The sequence below is a fragment of the Microcoleus sp. B13-B6 genome (assembly GCF_036705405.1).
GTDB lineage: Bacteria > Cyanobacteriota > Cyanobacteriia > Cyanobacteriales > Microcoleaceae > Microcoleus.
Genome location: NZ_JAUBUJ010000094.1, coordinates 1 through 17,819 on the forward strand (window position 1 = coordinate 1; position 17,819 = coordinate 17,819).

Genomic DNA, 17,819 nt, shown 5'->3' on the forward strand with positions numbered 1-17,819 from the left:
GTTTTTAGCTGGCATTTTTGTAGAGATTGACTAAACTCCTTTTTTATTATACCCTATTTAAAGGTACAACAGCTTACCAGTTTTCTATTTGTAAGTCGAGAAAATCGGCAAAGTCTGAAACATTGTTTGTTACGAGTATCAATTCGTTTACTTTAGCGATCGCCGCAATTTGACCGTCTGCAAATGATGGAGTTTTTCCAATACTGGAGAGACGCGCTCTTTCTGTCGCGTGCCAGATGGCAGCATTAGTATCATAAGGCAGCAGAGGAATTTGAACTCGAACTGTCTCATAGAGATAACTTTCTAGAATTCGACGTTTCCTTGATTCAGGAAGTCGCTTACACCCAAATAAAAGTTCGTGAAATACAACTGTTGCCGTCGCAACTTCTTCTTTGTATCGCTCTAACATTTTAACCACATTTGCATTCGGAATTGGTCTAGTTGGTTCCGAAAGTACGTTAGTATCTAATAAAAATTGCAAACTCACAAAATAACCTCGCGCCCTGGTGATGAATCTCTGAGTCCCTCAAAAACTTCTGCCTCAATTCCTGCTTCTTCTAGATTGTTTTCTTGACGAAACTTTAGGATGGCTTCCCAAAAATTTTTAGGTTTCTCAATCTGGCGTTCTTTCTCAATCTTAGCAATAATTTCAGTTAACTCAGCAGATACTTTAGTCAATTCTTTAGCTTTTTCCAGCAAGCTATTGACTAACGGTGATGGCAATAACTCCAGCGGTTCATCAAAGTCATCAGAAGTTGTAATTATTCCTCGATCGCTCCCAAACAGCAGGGAACGGTCCTGTATTTTATGAGATTGCACTGATAATTGTCTATTAATTGCACGCTCACTTTCTAGGAATTCTCCAATTTTTCGCCATTCCTCTCTGTCTTCATCTGACAAACCTGCCAAAAACTCTTTCATCTTTGCCAGCTTCTCCTCGGAGTTTAGCGAAACTTCCCCGACTTCAAGCAGAACTTCTGAACCGTCAGGAATGTTCGTATTTTCTGAAATTTCGATAAAATTACCCCGTTTTATCCCTTTGATTTGCATGGTTATATGTCCCTCTTAACGAACTTTTACCTATTGTAGCATTAGGAGCTTCATTGAAATAGACAGGGCTTATGCACTCCGACTAAAGAAACCGGGTTTTTTACCGAATCTGCGGACTGCAACGAAATATTTTCGTAAAAAAACCCGGTTTCTGACCTCCCGACGGACTCAATACGGAGTCGCGGCAATTGTCATCGTCTTTTTCTGCACATCAAACTGCATTTCATCCACGACAAATTGCCGTTTATTTTTCCCATCTCCAACCATAACTGACCTGATACTGTCCAACTTGTCAAGAGAAAGAACAGACTCTAGCTTCACATCCGCTTGACCTTTATTCGGATCTAGCAAGCGAAAAGCGTTTATAGGAATACCCCGCCAAATCTCTGGACGACCTTTCGCTGGAGTGCCATCGCCCCGCACAACTGGCCCCCCATTACTACTACGATAAACCACCGCACTTTTGGAAAACACGATTTTATCAATTTGACTCAAAGGGATCGATCGCTTTTCTTGTCCTAGCTGTATCAATACTTTTTGCGTTTTCTCATCAATCTGCACAACTTGACCGTCTCTTTTTCCGCCCCCTTTCATCACAATTTCCGCTTGCGTCGGCAACGCTAGGGGTATCGACCCGCTAGCGTTAGCCCGTGCTTGTACGGATGGCAAATTCTGTTTCTGGACTTCCTGAGTGGCCGCATTAACTTGTGCTGCCATACCCGCCGTTACTGTAAAAAGTGCTACAATTAGAAAAGAAAGTGTTTTGCGTTTCATCGTCCCCTAAACCCCCTTCAAGGATAAGCGTTACCCGTGCTACTGTCCTAAAGTTGTACTCCACATCCTTTGAAGGTGATTCCGTGACTGCTTCTCCCCAACCTACTCCCGAATCGAATATTTTAGGCAACTTTGCCAGTGTTGTTGGCTTACTCAGTGCCGCTTTGTTTTTCACCGGCTGGATTTATCGCTGGTCTTATTTTTCCTGCTTTCAGCTAAATGTAATTACCCTCGATTTACCAGTAGAATCGTTTTTCCTAGTACCGCTTCAGGTATTTTTAGGCGATGGCTGGACAATATTCAGAAGTGCGATCGCCCTTCTGCTGACAGCCCTCGCAATTTACCTCAGTTTGTGGCTGGTTAATAGTATAAACAAGACAGTAGCTGCTAAAATTAATGGAACAATTACACGGTGGCTTTCCTCTACTTACGCCAGAAGATTCCCGTGGCTTTACCGCATCCTGAACTCTTGGCAACAATTTAATGTCAATAGATATAACTCGATAAAATTATTGCGATCGCTCGTTGACGAAATTATCATCGTCGGTTGGGTATTGCTAGTGTTGTTTTGGTCAGCATACCACCAAGGTATTGCCGATGCCCGACGCGATGCCGGGGAAAATTCCTCTTTACCCGCCGTTGCCTTAATCGCCAAGCAAGACAACATTGCTTTAGGCAGAAAACTCGACGATCCAACACTCCGACTAGACCCCAAAGGATTTAAGGCGATCGGCGATGCAGGTCTATTTGCTGATTTGAGCAAAAGAGATTATACTGATATCAATAATCCCAAAGAACCTAGAGTTTGGCGGTTGCTTTTGGAGAGAGGAAACTGGATTTATCTGTTTCCGGCTTTAACAAAAGAACAGCAAAAAGACCCTAACGCTCGCCCGCCAGTGATTGCCATTCAACAAAGTCAATCCGGCGATCAATTGTTAATTGTAAGTCCCGAAGCTTCTAAACAGTCTAAATAAATTTGGGGCTGGTTTTCATCCATGATTATACACAGGTGGCCAGAAACCTTGGTTAGTCCGATAGTCCGCCAGTCCGCCAGTCCGCCAGTCCGCCAGGGGTTGAAACCCCTGTCTCATAGCTGAAGTCGTCTGAAGACGACTGAAAGAGTGATTTGTCATTTATAGTCCTCATAGCGAGGACTTTCGCTATGAGGCGGGGGTTTCAACCCCCGACGGACTTAATGCGGAGTCGCTACAATTGTCACCGTCATTTGTGTTTATTAGACATTTCCAGAAAAGCCAGTCTTGAACAGGCAAGATGCCTGTTCCACAATGATTATTCGAGAGGTTTATTGATTAGGTGCGATCGCACACAACTTCAAACACACCCCCTGGAATAAACCGACACAAAGCCCTCCGCCGATCGTCCGCATCTTGGCGATTGACAAAACGCGCAATTGTATAGTGCTCAGCATTCGGTAAAATTCGGACGATCGCCCAAGAAGTGCGATCGCCCTGCTTTGACTTTTCAGGTGTTTTCCCTCGCGAATTTGAGTTGAGTTCGATCGCGGGGCGATCGGCGATCGTCGGAGAATTTGCTTTTCTGAGAGTGTTGAGGTAGCGGGCGATCGTACTTCCTTTGAGATTCGCCCCGACGCGCAGAATCAGAAACACCGCAAAGCTTTCGATCTCTGGCCCAGTCATGCGCGCGCGATCGGCCTCAAAATCCTCATCAGAGTAGCTGCGGATACCCGACAGCAGTTGCGTGATGCCAAAGTCATCTAAAGCTTGTTGATAGCCGCGAGTATATTCGCTGCCGTCGCTTCCAGGCTGTACCATAGAAATTGTCTCCTTGCTTATTTAGGGGCCATCAGCCAGCGAAGAACTTTCCTAGGGCTCGCGCTGGCTTTTGACTTGTTCAGCTTATAGCATGAATATAGCATACATATATGCTTTAAATGAGCCATATTCGACAGGATGGTCTAGATACAGCACAATGACGATCGGCTTAAACTAAAAAATAATGAATCTTTTATGACCAAACGCTTAGCGACCTATTTAGCCGATGGAATCTATGACATCCTTGAAGAGTGGGCAAGTCAAGAACGCCGTTCAGTCAGCAGCTTATCAGCATTCATTTTGGAGCAAGCAGCCAGAGAACGCCAAAAGGAAATGAAACAACAGCCCCAGCCATCGGATGACAAGCAGGAGAAGAGTTGAGTGGACGCATCAAAGCCCAAGAAACCGGGTTTTTTGCAGTTTTTGCCGGCTGTAACGAAGTATTTGGCAAAAAAACCCGGTTTCTGACCATCCGTGCGTCCAGAACTATATGAAATTTATCGGCATAGACTTAGGTTGGAGTTCAGCAGCAAGCGGTTTGTGCTGTTTAAATTGGCACAATAACCAGTTAGAATTTATAGAGTCCGATCGCCCCCACTGACAAGACTAAAGCATTTCGACATACAGCCAGAGGTTTGAAACATACATTTTCGCCCCTCTGCCTACCCCCTACATCTCTCGCCCCAAAAATTACATCACCCGTTTCCTGCTGGTATACGGACAGTGAAAATAGACCCTTTCCCCTCTTGGCTTTCTACCAAAATTTCCCCACCCATTATCTGACAGTAGTAGCGGCTAAGTGTCAGCCCTAACCCGGCGCCGTCGTAAGGTCGCGCTGCTGAAGAGTCAGCTTGCACAAAAGCTTCAAACAATTTGTGCTGTTGTTCTTCCGACATTCCAATTCCGGTATCTTTAACCGATAAACAAATCCAATCGGTGTCTTGAACATTCAGCAGGGGACAAGCAATTGCCCCAGAAGAAATTTCATCGGCAGCCATTGAATCGTCAATCGCCTCACGCCCTGCTGCATTCAATTTTCCACTTCCTGCAATGCGCTTCACAGTCACTTTCACCCTACCGTTTTTGGTGAACTTCGCAGCATTACTAAGCAGATGTATCAAAACCTGTCGCACTTTTTTGAAATCTGCGTGCATTATGCCCACAGTTCGATCGCACTCAATCTCCAAAACATTGCCATTTTTCTCTACCAACGGTTTCGCGGCACTCGCAACATTGTCAATCAGGGATTCGATGTCAAACTCCTGGATTTCGAGTTTCATACCCCCCGCTTCAAATTTTGACAAATCAAGGATATCGTTAATCAAAGATAGCAGATGCGCGCCTGCTTTTTCAATCTTCTGCAAATCGGGTACAAACTCATCAAATCCCGCATCTTGGGCATCTTCTGAAAGTAGTTGACTGTAGCCGATAATCGCATTTAAAGGCGTCCGCAATTCGTGGCTCATAGTTGCTAAAAACTGGCTTTTAGCAGTGTTAGCGGCGACGGCGACTTCCTTAGCTTGTTCTAATTCTTTTGTATGTCCCGAAACCCGCTCGATTAGGTGATTGAGAGAGGCAGCCAGAGAGCCAATTTCGCCTTGTCCGGTGACGGGTGCTCGCAAGTCAAAATTAGACTCAGCGGCTACTTGTTGGGCCACCTGAGTGACGCTGATAACAGGTTGGGCGATCGCCCGACTCGTCCGGTAAGCCACCATTCCCGCCACCACTACCGACAGCAGCATACTAATAATAATTATGGCTTTTTCCATGCCTTGGGCGTCTTCCATCACTTCACCACCTTGGCCCTCTTGCTGCTGGGCAATATCCAGGATTTTGTTCAATTCCTCAAGGCTGCTGTTGAGCTGTTTTACACCTTCTCCGCTTTCGATTGCGAGCAATTTTCTGGCCGACTCTATCTCCCCAGGCGACAGTTGCGATTGCTGGATTTCCTGCAAAGTTGACTTGAGACTATCGGCGTATGCTTCTAAATTTTTCGTGCAATTTTGCACTAAAAACTTGAGAACTTCCGGCTTTGCTGCCAGCCAAGCGGGTTGGCTGTCGGCAAAGTTTTCTATACGCAACCGCAGATTTTTTGCCTGAACAATACTCTTAAGCAACTGCGCTTCTTGCTGTTTTAGCTTGACCGGATTATCTACAAAAGAATCTAGCTGTGAACCCTGCAATTGGGCCGTCAGGGTTGCCTCTTTAAAATTGCCGATCAATTGCGCTTGTAGGTGAGCATCATTGAATTGCTTTAATCCTTGTCCTTGGTAGTAATCGGCAATCACCAGTCCGCTCAGCGAACCCAAAAATCCGATTCCTATTGCCAGCAAATACCCGTAGCCAATTTTTTGATGGATAGGCAAACCGCCAATTTTAGATGGCAAACTTTCGCGGACTTTTAAGGATAATTTTTCTACAAAACTAGGGTTATATTTTTGGTGATTCACGGTTGCTCCAGAAGCCACTTCTTCGGAGATACAAACTGGCATCTGTTTACCTGAATTTGTAGATTTTGGGTTAACTTTTCGCGTTTCCACGTTTTTTTTCGGCTGGTTAAATGGTTCTAATTCTCGATTCAATTCCCCCTGTTCTTCCCAAACGGCAACCGAGAAACTTGCTTCGTGTCCTGTTTTTTTTAGCAAGTTAATTTTTGACATATGCAACCCCTGTATTCTGTTAAAATCTATCACTATCTTAAGTTCTCCAAACGGAAAAGCTTGTCTATTTGACGGTAGACATCTGCGAAAAAGCATCTGAAACTCTGGTCGAGTCAGAGGAGAAACTTAAATTCGGTTGATGTCTAAGAGATAATTAGGCTGTTGAGGACTGTTGCCAAATTACTTTTTCGACTCGTAAAAGTCTGCAGCAGGCAAAAGAAATAAAAATTTATCCCCGCAGTGAATTATCCCCGCGTGGAATGTTACAGGCAGAAAATTCTCTCTGACCTGTTTTGCCTGTGAGTAGCCCAAAGCTGATATTGTCTGTTGACAATGCACCCGATTCCTTCGCTTTGGACTTTGGCTACCAGCAATGCGACGATTGCTTGACGGTTTTTGTTGAGCATCCGACAACTTCATAGCACAGAATGTCACAAATGCAGCAGCCGATCGAACTTTTGCACCCTGGCGATCGACTTTTGGCATCGTTGCCCCGCAAAGACAAGTCTGAGGTGAAGTGTCGTTAGTTGAGTATAACTGTAGGTCTTGTGAAAAGAAACCCGGTTTCTGCGAGTCAATCGATTTTAGATTTTAGATTTTAGATTTTAGATTTTAGATTTTAGAATTGACCCCACGGATAAATACGTTCGGCAAGTTTTATCGGATACAGGTTTTTTATTTCTGGACGGATGAATCACGTGGCGGGTATCCTGGATGCTTTATGTCAATTTTTGGCAATTGCGAGTTCTGCAGTTACGGTAGTCAATTCGATCGCCAGTCCTAGCTTACCGTCTCTACCCAAAGCTTCATCGGCCAAGTGTACCATCCAGCGATTCGGCTTGGCTTGGGGTCTGGCAGCGAGCACCAACGCCCAAGCTTCCCGTTCTTTGCCACGACCCAACAGCGCAGCACAAACAGTCAAAGCTGTGGCCGTTGAACGGCTGATCCCACTTTGGCAGCAGATGAGCAAACTGCCTCCCTGCGACGATATTTTAAGGGCGAAATCAATAATTTTCAGTATATCCTCAAGGGTAGGCAAAATTTGATCGGGGTCGTCAACGGGGGTGTCGAGGTCGTTAAACTCCAGGCACATTCGGTTCGGGATTTGATGAAAATTTTTGGGTTCGGGCACACCCGGACTGCCGATCGAGATCAGGTATTTAATCTCGCGCCCCGCAGCGCGATCGACAATGTATTCACTGGCTTCTACTTGCGAAGCAATCAGGATTTTCGGCAGTTTTTCACCCGATAAATCTGGGGAAACAGAGGGATCAAAATCAACTGTTTCTGCCTCAATCCTGACATCCGCCAAGTATTGGGCAGCCAGCGCACGAACGTCAGCAAATTCGCGATTTAAAGCTGTTTCCAGAGCCAAAATAGCAGCCGTTGAGCCAATTTGACCGAGGGATTTAACAGCCTTTTGGCGCACTCCAGAAGCTTCGTCCCCCAGCAGCCGTACCAAACCTGCCACAGCTTCCTCTGTCCCAATTTCCCCCAAAGCAGCAGCAACTCTCCACCGCACATAAGATTCGCTGTCGCCAATTGCGCTCGCCAGTCCCGCAACCACCATTTTTGGCAATTTCGCATCTCCCTCTGTATTGATGTTCCCAAGGGCAACCGCCGCCCTGCCGCGCACGAAAATATCTCGATCCGAGAGCGACCCGATTACGGCCACCATAGCCACCTCGCTGCTGATTTCTCCCAACGCAGAAACTGCACTGCCGCGCACGTCTGAATCGTCATGGTTGAGGGCTTCCACCAATCCCGCCACAGCCGTTTCCGTGCCAATTTGTCCCAAGGCCTCGGCGGCCCTCAAAGAAACTGCATAGGAGTCGGGATCATCGTGAAGCAATTCTACTAAGCCTGGTACTGCCTCAGAATCGCCGATTTTCCCCAAAGCCGCCGCCGCCCTAGCGCGGACGATGTGATTTTCGTCTCTGAGGGCATTCAGCAGCCCGGGAACTACCTCAGAAACACCGATTTTCCCGCAGTTGACGGCGGCCCGCCAGCGCACCTCGGAGTCTTGGTGTTTGAGGGCTTTCAGCAGCGCGGGGACGGCTGTTTTCGGGTTAATTTTGCCCAAGGCCCAAACAGCCCAGGCGCGCACCTTGGAATCTGGGTGTTTGACGGCTTTGAGCAGTGCTACGGTGGCTGGTTTCGAGTCAATTTCTCCTAAAGCCCAAGCGGCCCAAGCTTGGATTTGGGAATCTTTGGATTCGAGCGATCGGGCTAATTCAATTACTGCTGCTTCGGAGCCGATTTTCCCGATCGCTCGAATCCCATCCAGGCGCACTGCACTTTCTTTGTGGTTCAATGCGGCCACCAACATCGGAATTGCCATATCGGAACTTGTGAGGGCCAGCAGTTTAATTTTGAGCAGCGGTGAAGTGGGGATTTTGTCGATTAATTTTATTGTGGCTATTTGAAATTCTGGCTTTACCGTTCCTGCTAGCTTCGAGCCGAGTTTTAAATTTACTTTTAGAGCTAACTTTACTGCCCGCAAAGCCAGACTTTGCTGTTCTACTTGCGGCAATATAGTCGCCAAGGTGTGCATCCCTTGTTTTTGTTTCAAATATTTTTGATGGAATTGAGCATCGCTGAGTTCGGGTAGCTGTTGGATGAGGCTTGCTGCTGATGTCACTGATTTATCCTAATATTGTGGCGAGCGGTTGAGATTGCTCTTTTAAACTGTCTTTAAAAAATATGCCGTCTACAAAACGCTACTTCTAAAAAAAAGCTTGCACCACTTCTAAAATATGTCTTATTCCACTATTTTTGCAACTCCCCAATTATTAATTATTGGGTTTGTTTGGGCGATCACCTTGACAATGAGTAGCGCTTGCTGCTTGGCATCGCTGTGCTATTAACGGGCATAGCTCTGCTATATCATTTTATACTCACATCTTGAACCATTGTCAGCAACAGGCAAGATGCCTGTTCCACAAAGAGTGAATTTTCTTGTGGAACAGGCATCTTGCCTGTTCATAAAAGCTTACTGAGAATGGTGCCACATCCTAAGTTTATACCAACTTGGCTGGAAATAGCGATCGGCACGGTTGACAATCAAGCATCCAGGATACAAGCCCCCGGATTCATCCGTGGGGTCAATACTTCAATTCTAAAATCTAAAATCTAAAATCTAAAATCTAAAATCGATTGACCGCAGCCAACCGCCAACTCCTTGATTCCGGGACAATCTCTCAACGAGCATAGGGCCCTTTTTTTAAAACCTTAGCCAAAGCATTATCGTTATCTCGCAAACCTTCGTAAAAAAACATCACTTCTCCTTGAATCCCGCAAGACCGGTTGTAAGCAATTACTTGCAACAACAGTTCGGGAGTTATGCTATATTTACTGCCTCGATTCGTCAACAAAATACCGGGCGACACGCACTTTACTTGCTGCCCGCTAAGCTGTCCCGAAATCATTTTATCGACCAATTGTTTGTAAGCATTAAAATCGCGGCGATAAAACTGCGGGTGAAGCAGATCCACCAAATTTTTGTCAACCCAAGCTTTAGAATCTTGCAAATATTCCACCAGCCCCCAGTCATAAGGACTCGGCGACATCGATAGCAACAAATCAGGATTAATCGCTTTCACTTCTCGGTATAAACGAGCTACAAACTCAGTAATAATATTAGCACGCCACTGCACCCAATGTTGCTCTTTACAATCCGATGGTGCTGCTCTACCGCACTCTTCTCGATAGCGTTTAACCGTTTTTTCGTCGTAACCGCCTTCTACCGGGAACGCAATGCGATCGTCTCCTTGAACGCCGTTTACCGGATAATTCTTAGCAACTTCCAGCATCAACCCCAGCACAAAGTCTTGCACTTCCAGGTCAAGAGAATTCATCCATTCAAAGTTATTTTTTTTAAGTAAATTGCCGCTGGCATCACGGGCAATCCACTCAGGTTTTTTCGCCAGCAAATGACCGCCCTTGCGATTGTAAGAACTCACAAATCCGTATTCAAACCAAGGAATCACTTTTAAACCAACTCTCTTGGCCTCAACAATTAATTCTGCCAAGGGGTCGCGACCGCGATACCGCACGTCAATTTCCGCCCCAAATTGTTGCCACATAATTTGAGAAGGATAAGCCGTAAAACCCCCGTTCCAAACTACAGGAAAAACGGTATTAAATCCCGTATCGGCGAGAAAGTCCATTGCCTCAGCAATTCGCTGTTTTGAGGTGAGAACTTTGCAGTCAGTGCTGGGTATCCAAACGCCGCGAATCCCACCAGGATTGTCAGCCGGTAACGAACTTGGCAGCCCTGGTGGATTTGGTGCAAAAAATCCAGTCGCCAACCGCTGTTGGAACGAAGAGACCAAACTGCGAATTCCAGATTGGAAAGGTGTGAAAAATCGCATTTATTTATTCTTTTTTTTTGTAAGGTGCGGAGTACGCACGCTACGTTATTAATTTGTAGCACCCGATATTATTTATGGATAAGGTGCGCCGAAGAACACCCGATATTATTTATGAATAAGGTGCGGAGTACGCACCCTATATTGATTGGTAGCACCCAATATTATTTATGGATAAGGGGCGCCGTACACGCCCCAAAATTGTACTATCCAGCTACTCCCGACAACTTCTGGCTCAAAGCTTCTTTCAAAAGTTCCGCCTTATCGGTTTCCTCCCAAGGCAGATCTAAATCAGTGCGTCCGAAGTGACCGTAAGCCGCCACATCTTGATAGAAACGGCCGCCTCTTTCAGCAGGCAAATTCTGCAAGTTAAATGCCTGAATGATGCCCGCAGGACGCAGTTCAAAATGCTGCTTCACAACTTCTAAAAGGCGATCGTCATCAACTTTTCCAGTGCCAAAAGTTTCGATCATCATGCTAACAGGCCGCGCAACGCCGATCGCATAACTCAACTGCACTTCGCACTTTTGGGCCAAACCAGCCGCTACGATATTTTTAGCAACGTAGCGACAAGCATAAGCCGCGCTGCGGTCTACCTTAGTGGGGTCTTTCCCAGAAAAAGCGCCGCCGCCGTGGCGGGAATAGCCGCCGTAGGTATCCACAATAATTTTGCGGCCCGTCAAACCCGAATCTCCTTGAGGCCCGCCGACCACAAATTTGCCAGTGGGGTTGACAAGGAAGCGAGTTTCTGCATCCGGCTTCACGCTAATATCGGCAAACACGGGTTGGACGACTGCAGCCCACAGGTCTTCTTTGATTTTGGCTTGAACTGCGGCTGTTTCTGTGATGTCGCCGATCGTCTCGGTGTGCTGCGTAGAAATTAAAATCGTATCTATGCCAACAGGTTTGCCGTCCTCGTAAATCACCGTAACTTGGCTTTTGCCGTCGGGACGCAGGTAAGATAACTGACCGGTTTTGCGGACTGCGGCCAGTTGACGGCAAATCCGGTGCGCTAAACTGATCGGCAGAGGCATCAATTCCGGCGTTTCGTTGCAAGCAAAGCCGAACATCAAGCCTTGGTCGCCTGCTCCAATGGCGTCTAATTCCTCTTCACTCGATTGTTCCCGGCTTTCGTGGGCTGTATTCACCCCTTGAGCAATATCGGGAGACTGAGAATCAAGAGCCACCAACACTGAGCAACTATTGGCCGAAAAGCCGTTGTCAGCGTGGATGTAGCCAATATCGGCTATTTTTTTCCGGGCTAATTCTATGTAATTTACCTGAGCTTTAGTGGTAATTTCGCCCGTCAGCAGCATTAAGCCGGTGTTGACGACAACTTCGGCTGCGACGCGGCTTTTGGGGTCTTCAGTCAGTAAGGCATCTAAAATCGTATCTGAAATTTGATCGCAGATTTTATCGGGATGGCCTTCAGTGACCGATTCAGAGGTAAACAGGTAGCGGCGTGACAATGATTATTTCTCCTTAGATAGGGGCTCTTCCTGCGCGACCTCGACGACCGACGAGTTATTTTTCCGGTAAAGGCCAAGAACGATCGCGTCTGGGCTACCGTCTAATTTTTGTCGATCTGCAGAGCCGTGTTGAAGCAGGGTTTGAGATTGGGTAAAGTGACACTACTATAGCAAAGTGAGTTCCGGGAAGTCCCTAAAAACTTAGATTTTGTAGGATTGTAGATCGATCTCGGACACCGCTCCTCTACCCCGTAACCTGACAAAGGTAAGATACAGTCAGGGTATCGCCTTGTGCAAGAACTATGGCAGGACTCCAAAAATCACCAAACTTGATGATCCAAACAGTTGCCGACCTAGAATTTCCCGGCGGCCCCATACCGCTTGACTCTCGATTTTATATTGAGCGCTCAGGGGCCGAAGCCCTCGCCTGTGCAGAAATTAGCAAACCCGGAGGCCTTGTTCGCATTAAAGCTCCCAAAAAAATGGGCAAAAGTTCGCTGATGCTGCGGATAATTCACGCGGCAGTCGATCGTGGATACCGCACAGTAACTGTAGACTTTAAGCAAGCCGACGCAGCGGTTTTTGCTAGTTTAGATAAATTTTTGCGCTGGTTTTGTGTCAATGTCGCTCGGCAACTCAAACTCGAACCAAATATTGATGAATTCTGGGATGAAGATATGGGCAGCAAAGTAAGCTGCACTATTTACTTTGACAACTATTTGCTCAAACAAATTGACAGTCCCATTGTCTTGGTTATCAACGAAATAAATCGCGTATTTGAACGCACCAACATTGCTCAAGATTTTCTTTCGATGCTCCGTTTTTGGTACGAACAAGCTCGCGCTAGCAAAACTTGGCAAAAACTCCGCACCGTTGTCATTCATTCGAGAGAAAATTATATTGCTTTGAATGTTAATCAATCTCCATTTAATGTAGGAATGCCGATTAAACTATCAGAATTTACTGCTGAACAAGTTCAAGATTTGGCGTGCAGACACGGACTGAACTGGAGCAATAGCGATCCGATAGAGCAATTAATGAACATGGTAGGCGGGCATCCTTATCTAGTACATTTAGCGCTGTATCACCTGGCAATTTTGCAACAAAATCGCCAGTCGGGCGATCGGGATGAGCCTGGGGAGGAACTGGGGCGAGCCGAGTTGGCAGAACTGTTAACAGCAGCTCCTACTCACAGCGGAATTTATAGCGACTACTTGCAAAATCAGTCGATCGCCATTCAACAGCAGCCCGAACTCGCCTCCGCATTCCAACAAGTTGTCGATGCTAAAAATAGCATTTACCTCGAACCTTTGATGGCTTATCAGTTAGACAGCATGGGACTTGTCAAATTAGAGGGAAATAACTGTAGTTTGTCTTGCGAATTATATCGCCTGTATTTTCAAGGGCAAAATTTGTGCGAGGAGAAGTTGTCGGTGGTTGGTTTTGAGGAGTTGCTGCAGGAAAATCAAAGGCTGCAAACTTTGGTGAATGTGGACGAACTTACTCAAATTGGTAACAGACGGCATTTTGATAGTTGCTTGCGAGCGGAATGGAAACAGATGGCTCGTGAGGGGTGTCCGATATCTTTGATTTTGTGCGACCTGGATTATTTCAAAATATATAACGATACCTACGGACATCAAGCAGGAGATGAGTGTTTGCGAGCGGTAGCTCAGACAATTCGCCGATCGCTCCAGCGTCCTGCTGATGTAGCTGCTCGCTACGGGGGCGAGGAATTTGCTGTGATTTTACCGGAAACTGATGCGTCGGCTGCTCTGGTTGTTGCCGAACAAATTAGAGCGAAAGTGAAAGCTTTGAATATTGTTTTTAACCCGGAGACTGTTGACGGTCTACCTAATTCTGTGGTAACGATTAGTTTGGGAATTGCCAGCGTTGTTCCGGGGCCGGAAAATGATGCGACAACGCTGCTACTGGCGGCTGATGAGGCTCTTTATGACTCGAAAAGGCACGGGCGCGATCGGCTCACTATGAGTACGCTTTTAAATTTTCGATTTGCTGCTGTTAATTAGCTAATTCCGGGGAAATATAATTCGTTTCTACACATACAAAGTCCGCCCGCGCGGACTCTGAAAAAAATGATAGTTAAGAACTGGATTTGATGTTAATAGCGGGGGACGGTTCGATCGACCACCATTGAGTAAGCATCGATACCACCAACGATATTTTTAACGTTAGTAAATCCTTGAGTGGCTAACCAGTGGCACATTTGAGCCGATCGCACTCCGTGATGGCACAGAACGAGGGTTTCTGTGTCGCGATCGAGTCTAGCGTCAATTTCACCAGACCATTCGGCAAACTCGCTCAACGGAAAAGCTACAAATCCCGGCAGCGCCGCGAGTTCAATTTCGTAAGGTTCCCGCACATCTACAAGCTGCAATTTCTCAGCATTGGTTTCTGCTAATTGGCGAGCTAATTCTTCGACTGTAATTTGAGCAAAAATTTCTGACATTTGATTAAAAAAAAGTAGTCATTAGTCATATCATGTCCGGTCGAGCGACCGCGATTTTTGTAGGGGCGGGTTCACCAACAATACCTGCCAATAATGGACAATCTCAAAAACCCGCCCCGACCAGGATATTATTGTTAATCGATCGGACATCAGTCATCAGTCAACAGTCATCAGTCAACAGTCAACAGTCAACTGTTAACAGTAATTAATTGAGAGGCGCAGGCGGTGAAATTAGCTCCACAGGAGGGGTAGGTGCAGGGCGCCCGTCCAACTGGCTCACGCTGCCCCTCGGATCGAGACAAGTTGCGATTAAGCTGTCAGTGGGAAAGTCGAGCCTGCCGCTCAAACCGACTACGCATTCAGCAAACTCTTGTGGCAATAAACTGCGGCGGCATCCATCGAGCACTAGCAGGGGATCTGCCGGTTGAGTTCGAGTTTTGCCGTTAATATTCACTACGCAAGTAGCCAATTCTTGGGGACGCCTCACCCGCCGACAGCTAGAGAGCGCTTCGACACCCGAAATATTGGTTTTGCGGTTGATTTGGAGGGCACATTTAGATATGTCACGGGGGTGGAGGGCGTCAGCACAAGCGGCGGCGGCGGCCTCTGCCCCCACTCCGGCTTCGATTAGTTCCAGGGCGCAGACGCGATAGGGATTCCTAGAGCGAGGGATTCTAATAGTAATGGCTGATGCTGGTGAGATTGGCAGTGCTGCTGCCAACAAACCTAGTGCTGCTAGCTGCGTGCCGAGAGCCAATATCCAGCGCGCGGTAGGCTTTGAGCCTGTCGGTGCTGGCTTTGGGGAAGAAGTGCGGGAAAAATTGCGGTTGTGCATGGCAGATCGAGTAGTGAGTTTTTTTGGCTGATTGGGGCGATCGATCGGCTTTTCCTTCAGAATTTACCGCACATTATGGATCGCGCTGCGGTCGATCGTTTTTTTATCGATCTTTATTTTAATTTTGACCGTTACCAACATATAATATAGAGTCTGCATAAATATTGCATACAGATATTAGAGAGGAAAATAAATGTCTCGATATCGAGGCCCCCGATTGAGAATCGTCCGTCGCCTGAAAGAGTTGCCGGGTCTAACCCGCAAAACCCCCAGACGAGATTATCCGCCTGGACAGCACGGTCAAAACCGCAAAAAGCTCTCTGAGTATGCGGTTCGCTTGCAAGAAAAGCAAAAACTCCGTTTCAATTACGGTGTGACGGAACGCCAACTGCTCCGTTACGTCCGCAAAGCCCGCCGTGTCACGGGCTCCACAGGTCAAGTGTTACTGCAATTTTTGGAAATGCGCTTGGACAATACTGTGTTTCGGATGGGAATGGCTCCAACCATTCCGTCCGCTAGACAATTGGTAAATCACGGTCACATAACTGTCAATGACCGTGAAGTCAATATCGCCAGCTATCAGTGCAAGCCTGGTGATGTGGTTGCTGTGAAAAATAGAGAGCGCTCGCGCACAATGGTAGAAGCTAATCTCAAAGACCCAGGCTTGGCTCACTTGCCAAATCACTTGGAATTTGATAAGCAAAAACTAATTGGCAAAGTTAACGGCGTTATCGAACGCGAGTGGATAGCTCTACAGATTAACGAACTGCTAGTCGTGGAATACTACTCACGGCAAGCTTAAGTTATTAGTCATCAGTCGTTGGTCATTAGTCATCAGTTGGTTGCTAGCAGAATAATTAATAATTGGGTAGGAACCCAGTTATTGATTAATTGCTACTGAATAATGAGGACTAAGGACTGAGGACTAAGAATTAAAAATTTTCAACACTCCCACCCCCTAAAAAGGGATGGGATTTTTTGAAGGTTTCGCTTGTTAAGTTCTTTGAGTTGCCATTTGCTCAGACGACACCTGGCTGATGGCATTAAATGATGTCCCCACCTCAAATTATTTCCTTAAAATGTTTCTTCTCCGGTTGGTTCTTGGTGGACAAGACCTCGCTTTTGAAGGCGATAATTCGCTACAACCGGGTAAACAACACCGCGTATCCGATTGATCGCACCTACTGGACGATGAACTGCTAAGCCGTTCCAAGGAGAATATCTAAGGTTTTCGTTGAAATCAGATTGTTTTTCATAATCAATAATCTGATGCTTGACGGTGAGACGACCTACAATCATTTTTGGAGTTGGTTTGCGTCAATTCGTTTGCGGTTTATTGGGGATTTTCAGGAGTTGGCGAGCCTGGATTTATAAACATTAGGAAGCCTCGAAAAATATCAGTATAGCTGATTATTCCATCGAAGGTAAATTTACCACTATCAGAGTCTTTTGTGCAAACTACAAGAGCAGTAGGTCTATCCTTAGAATTATCTGGAACAAATGTTTCAATCACTTCAGAGGTACGATCTCCAGGACTTACGCTGTTTCTCTCATTCACCGGAAGCATAATATATTTTAACGGCAATTTTGAGTATTGAGTCAAAGTTATATCGTGTAAAAAAGTATTAACAATTACATCATCAACTATTCCTGTCACAAATCTACCATCTGCTGTTGTGATAGGAATATGAGTAAAGGAATTTTCCTTCAAAATTCTTCGGGCACGCAACAAATTGTCATCCTCAGTTAATACAGTAAGATCCTCTCTTTTCTTAAATAGGCTATTTTGACCTATAGTTGCCCTTAAGAACTGTGTATGACTTGTTGGATCGTTGATTTTACGCAATACATCGGTGTAGGATATTGTTCCTACGATAAGCTTATTATCTCCATATACACATAGAGTCCGATATCGTCGAGTAAAATTTTCTCCTTCGGGTTTTACAGGATTCATTAAATCCTTAAAAACATCTTTAACTTTACTATTTTTGAGAGAAAGAGTCTTGACAGGTATCGTCATAAGTTTTGCAAAATCCTCAATTTCATTAAGACATTTTGCACTAATTTCTTGATTGAATTTTCGCAGTTGTAATTTTTGTTGAGGTGTCAGAGGGAATTCTGGCGGATATAGTTCGTTGGGAGGAGTTAAAATTTTCACTAGGTCTGTCTTGCTAATGACAGTTTTTAACTCCCCTTTTGGTTCATCACTTTTAGGATCAATAGGCTCAATAATTGGGACGTGCCTGATTTTAAATTCATCCATCATAGCGTCTAAATAGTCCACTGTGTCAGTTGGCTGTAACCACCATAAGGGTCTATTCTGTTGGAGTGCAGGGAACTCCTGATCGATACGTGCTTCCATATTATTAATAGACATGATTAAAATCCTCCTTTATTG

The 17,819-nt window shown here is 45.8% G+C and carries 18 protein-coding genes; 5 read left to right on the forward strand and 13 right to left on the reverse strand.

Translation table 11 applies throughout. The annotated features are described in order from the left end of the window. Window positions 1-73: 73 nt before the first annotated feature. The 3 genes from QUB35_RS30540 to QUB35_RS30550 all read right to left on the reverse strand — a co-directional run bounded on the left by QUB35_RS30540 (window position 74) and on the right by QUB35_RS30550 (window position 1,824). A complete protein-coding gene (locus tag QUB35_RS30540) occupies window positions 74-487 on the reverse strand; it encodes a type II toxin-antitoxin system VapC family toxin (RefSeq protein WP_333145369.1) in 414 nt (137 codons plus the stop codon). Continuing rightward, window positions 484-1,050, reverse strand: a complete 567-nt coding sequence (locus QUB35_RS30545) for a hypothetical protein (RefSeq protein ID WP_333145371.1) — start codon at window positions 1,048-1,050, stop codon at window positions 484-486. Before QUB35_RS30545 ends, QUB35_RS30540 begins: the two co-directional genes overlap by 4 nt. 168 nt (window positions 1,051-1,218) lie before the next feature. Next, window positions 1,219-1,824, reverse strand: coding sequence for a hypothetical protein (locus tag QUB35_RS30550; RefSeq protein ID WP_333145372.1), 606 nt, complete (start codon window positions 1,822-1,824; stop codon window positions 1,219-1,221). Window positions 1,825-1,907: 83 nt separating this feature from the next. Here QUB35_RS30550 and QUB35_RS30555 point away from each other — a divergent pair, with 83 nt between their 5' ends. Next, window positions 1,908-2,798, forward strand: a complete 891-nt coding sequence (locus tag QUB35_RS30555; protein ID WP_333145373.1) for a hypothetical protein — start codon at window positions 1,908-1,910, stop codon at window positions 2,796-2,798. A gap of 336 nt (window positions 2,799-3,134) precedes the next feature. Here the strand turns inward: QUB35_RS30555 and QUB35_RS30560 are convergent, their stop codons facing one another. Next, a complete protein-coding gene (locus QUB35_RS30560) occupies window positions 3,135-3,617 on the reverse strand; it encodes a hypothetical protein (RefSeq protein WP_333145374.1) in 483 nt (160 codons plus the stop codon). 195 nt (window positions 3,618-3,812) lie between these two features. Between QUB35_RS30560 and QUB35_RS30565 the strand changes: the two genes are divergently transcribed. Further along, window positions 3,813-3,998 carry a ribbon-helix-helix domain-containing protein gene (locus QUB35_RS30565; RefSeq protein WP_333108588.1) on the forward strand — a complete coding sequence of 62 codons (186 nt, stop codon included), beginning with the start codon at window positions 3,813-3,815 and terminating at the stop codon, window positions 3,996-3,998. A 314-nt stretch (window positions 3,999-4,312) separates the two neighbouring features. On the opposite strand, the gene QUB35_RS30570 is transcribed toward QUB35_RS30565, so the two are convergent. From QUB35_RS30570 to QUB35_RS30580, 3 genes are all read right to left on the reverse strand, one after another. Continuing rightward, window positions 4,313-6,277, reverse strand: a complete 1,965-nt coding sequence (locus QUB35_RS30570; protein WP_333145375.1) for a HAMP domain-containing sensor histidine kinase — start codon at window positions 6,275-6,277, stop codon at window positions 4,313-4,315. A 180-nt stretch (window positions 6,278-6,457) separates the two neighbouring features. Beyond that, a complete protein-coding gene (locus QUB35_RS30575) occupies window positions 6,458-6,763 on the reverse strand; it encodes a hypothetical protein (RefSeq protein ID WP_333145376.1) in 306 nt (101 codons plus the stop codon). Between the two features lie 238 nt (window positions 6,764-7,001). After that, entirely contained in the window at window positions 7,002-8,918 is a 1,917-nt protein-coding gene (locus QUB35_RS30580; RefSeq protein ID WP_333145377.1) for a HEAT repeat domain-containing protein, read from the reverse strand. 333 nt (window positions 8,919-9,251) lie between these two features. Between QUB35_RS30580 and QUB35_RS30585 the strand changes: the two genes are divergently transcribed. Beyond that, on the forward strand, window positions 9,252-9,413 hold the full coding sequence (locus tag QUB35_RS30585; RefSeq protein WP_333145379.1) for a hypothetical protein: 162 nt from the start codon (window positions 9,252-9,254) through the stop codon (window positions 9,411-9,413). A gap of 64 nt (window positions 9,414-9,477) precedes the next feature. On the opposite strand, the gene QUB35_RS30590 is transcribed toward QUB35_RS30585, so the two are convergent. Together QUB35_RS30590 and metK are read right to left on the reverse strand one after the other, a co-directional pair. After that, a complete protein-coding gene (locus tag QUB35_RS30590) occupies window positions 9,478-10,650 on the reverse strand; it encodes a family 10 glycosylhydrolase (RefSeq protein WP_333145381.1) in 1,173 nt (390 codons plus the stop codon). A gap of 203 nt (window positions 10,651-10,853) precedes the next feature. Further along, on the reverse strand, window positions 10,854-12,116 hold the full coding sequence (gene metK, locus QUB35_RS30595; protein WP_333145382.1) for a methionine adenosyltransferase: 1,263 nt from the start codon (window positions 12,114-12,116) through the stop codon (window positions 10,854-10,856). A 302-nt stretch (window positions 12,117-12,418) separates the two neighbouring features. Between metK and QUB35_RS30600 the strand changes: the two genes are divergently transcribed. Further along, window positions 12,419-14,146, forward strand: a complete 1,728-nt coding sequence (locus tag QUB35_RS30600) for an AAA-like domain-containing protein (RefSeq protein ID WP_333145384.1) — start codon at window positions 12,419-12,421, stop codon at window positions 14,144-14,146. A 92-nt stretch (window positions 14,147-14,238) separates the two neighbouring features. Here the strand turns inward: QUB35_RS30600 and QUB35_RS30605 are convergent, their stop codons facing one another. Together QUB35_RS30605 and QUB35_RS30610 are read right to left on the reverse strand one after the other, a co-directional pair. Continuing rightward, complete coding sequence (locus QUB35_RS30605) at window positions 14,239-14,586, reverse strand: rhodanese-like domain-containing protein (protein ID WP_333145386.1); 348 nt, start codon at window positions 14,584-14,586, stop codon at window positions 14,239-14,241. A gap of 205 nt (window positions 14,587-14,791) precedes the next feature. Then, window positions 14,792-15,421: a hypothetical protein gene (locus tag QUB35_RS30610; protein ID WP_333145387.1), complete on the reverse strand. Its 630-nt coding sequence runs from the start codon at window positions 15,419-15,421 to the stop codon at window positions 14,792-14,794. A gap of 193 nt (window positions 15,422-15,614) precedes the next feature. Here QUB35_RS30610 and rpsD point away from each other — a divergent pair, with 193 nt between their 5' ends. After that, window positions 15,615-16,223, forward strand: a complete 609-nt coding sequence (gene rpsD, locus QUB35_RS30615; RefSeq protein ID WP_193975783.1) for a 30S ribosomal protein S4 — start codon at window positions 15,615-15,617, stop codon at window positions 16,221-16,223. A gap of 272 nt (window positions 16,224-16,495) precedes the next feature. Here the strand turns inward: rpsD and QUB35_RS30620 are convergent, their stop codons facing one another. Further along, the gene (locus QUB35_RS30620) at window positions 16,496-16,720 is read right to left on the reverse strand and encodes a hypothetical protein (RefSeq protein ID WP_333145388.1); all 225 of its coding nucleotides are present in this window, start codon (window positions 16,718-16,720) and stop codon (window positions 16,496-16,498) included. A gap of 34 nt (window positions 16,721-16,754) precedes the next feature. Continuing rightward, window positions 16,755-17,798 carry a CBS domain-containing protein gene (locus QUB35_RS30625; RefSeq protein ID WP_333145390.1) on the reverse strand — a complete coding sequence of 348 codons (1,044 nt, stop codon included), beginning with the start codon at window positions 17,796-17,798 and terminating at the stop codon, window positions 16,755-16,757. Window positions 17,799-17,819: the final 21 nt, after the last annotated feature.

Bases quoted from the DNA above. Each gene is read 5' to 3' on its own strand.
- QUB35_RS30545 (WP_333145371.1), bottom strand. From the start codon at position 1,050: ATGCAAATCAAAGGGATAAAACGGGGTAATTTTATCGAAATTTCAGAA.
- QUB35_RS30550 (WP_333145372.1), bottom strand. From the start codon at position 1,824: ATGAAACGCAAAACACTTTCTTTTCTAATTGTAGCACTTTTTACAGTA.
- QUB35_RS30560 (WP_333145374.1), bottom strand. From the start codon at position 3,617: ATGGTACAGCCTGGAAGCGACGGCAGCGAATATACTCGCGGCTATCAA.
- QUB35_RS30565 (WP_333108588.1), top strand. From the start codon at position 3,813: ATGACCAAACGCTTAGCGACCTATTTAGCCGATGGAATCTATGACATC.
- QUB35_RS30570 (WP_333145375.1), bottom strand. From the start codon at position 6,277: ATGTCAAAAATTAACTTGCTAAAAAAAACAGGACACGAAGCAAGTTTC.
- QUB35_RS30575 (WP_333145376.1), bottom strand. From the start codon at position 6,763: ATGCCAAAAGTCGATCGCCAGGGTGCAAAAGTTCGATCGGCTGCTGCA.
- QUB35_RS30590 (WP_333145381.1), bottom strand. From the start codon at position 10,650: ATGCGATTTTTCACACCTTTCCAATCTGGAATTCGCAGTTTGGTCTCT.
- QUB35_RS30600 (WP_333145384.1), top strand. From the start codon at position 12,419: ATGGCAGGACTCCAAAAATCACCAAACTTGATGATCCAAACAGTTGCC.
- QUB35_RS30605 (WP_333145386.1), bottom strand. From the start codon at position 14,586: ATGTCAGAAATTTTTGCTCAAATTACAGTCGAAGAATTAGCTCGCCAA.
- QUB35_RS30610 (WP_333145387.1), bottom strand. From the start codon at position 15,421: ATGCACAACCGCAATTTTTCCCGCACTTCTTCCCCAAAGCCAGCACCG.
- rpsD (WP_193975783.1), top strand. From the start codon at position 15,615: ATGTCTCGATATCGAGGCCCCCGATTGAGAATCGTCCGTCGCCTGAAA.
- QUB35_RS30620 (WP_333145388.1), bottom strand. From the start codon at position 16,720: ATGATTGTAGGTCGTCTCACCGTCAAGCATCAGATTATTGATTATGAA.
- QUB35_RS30625 (WP_333145390.1), bottom strand. From the start codon at position 17,798: ATGTCTATTAATAATATGGAAGCACGTATCGATCAGGAGTTCCCTGCA.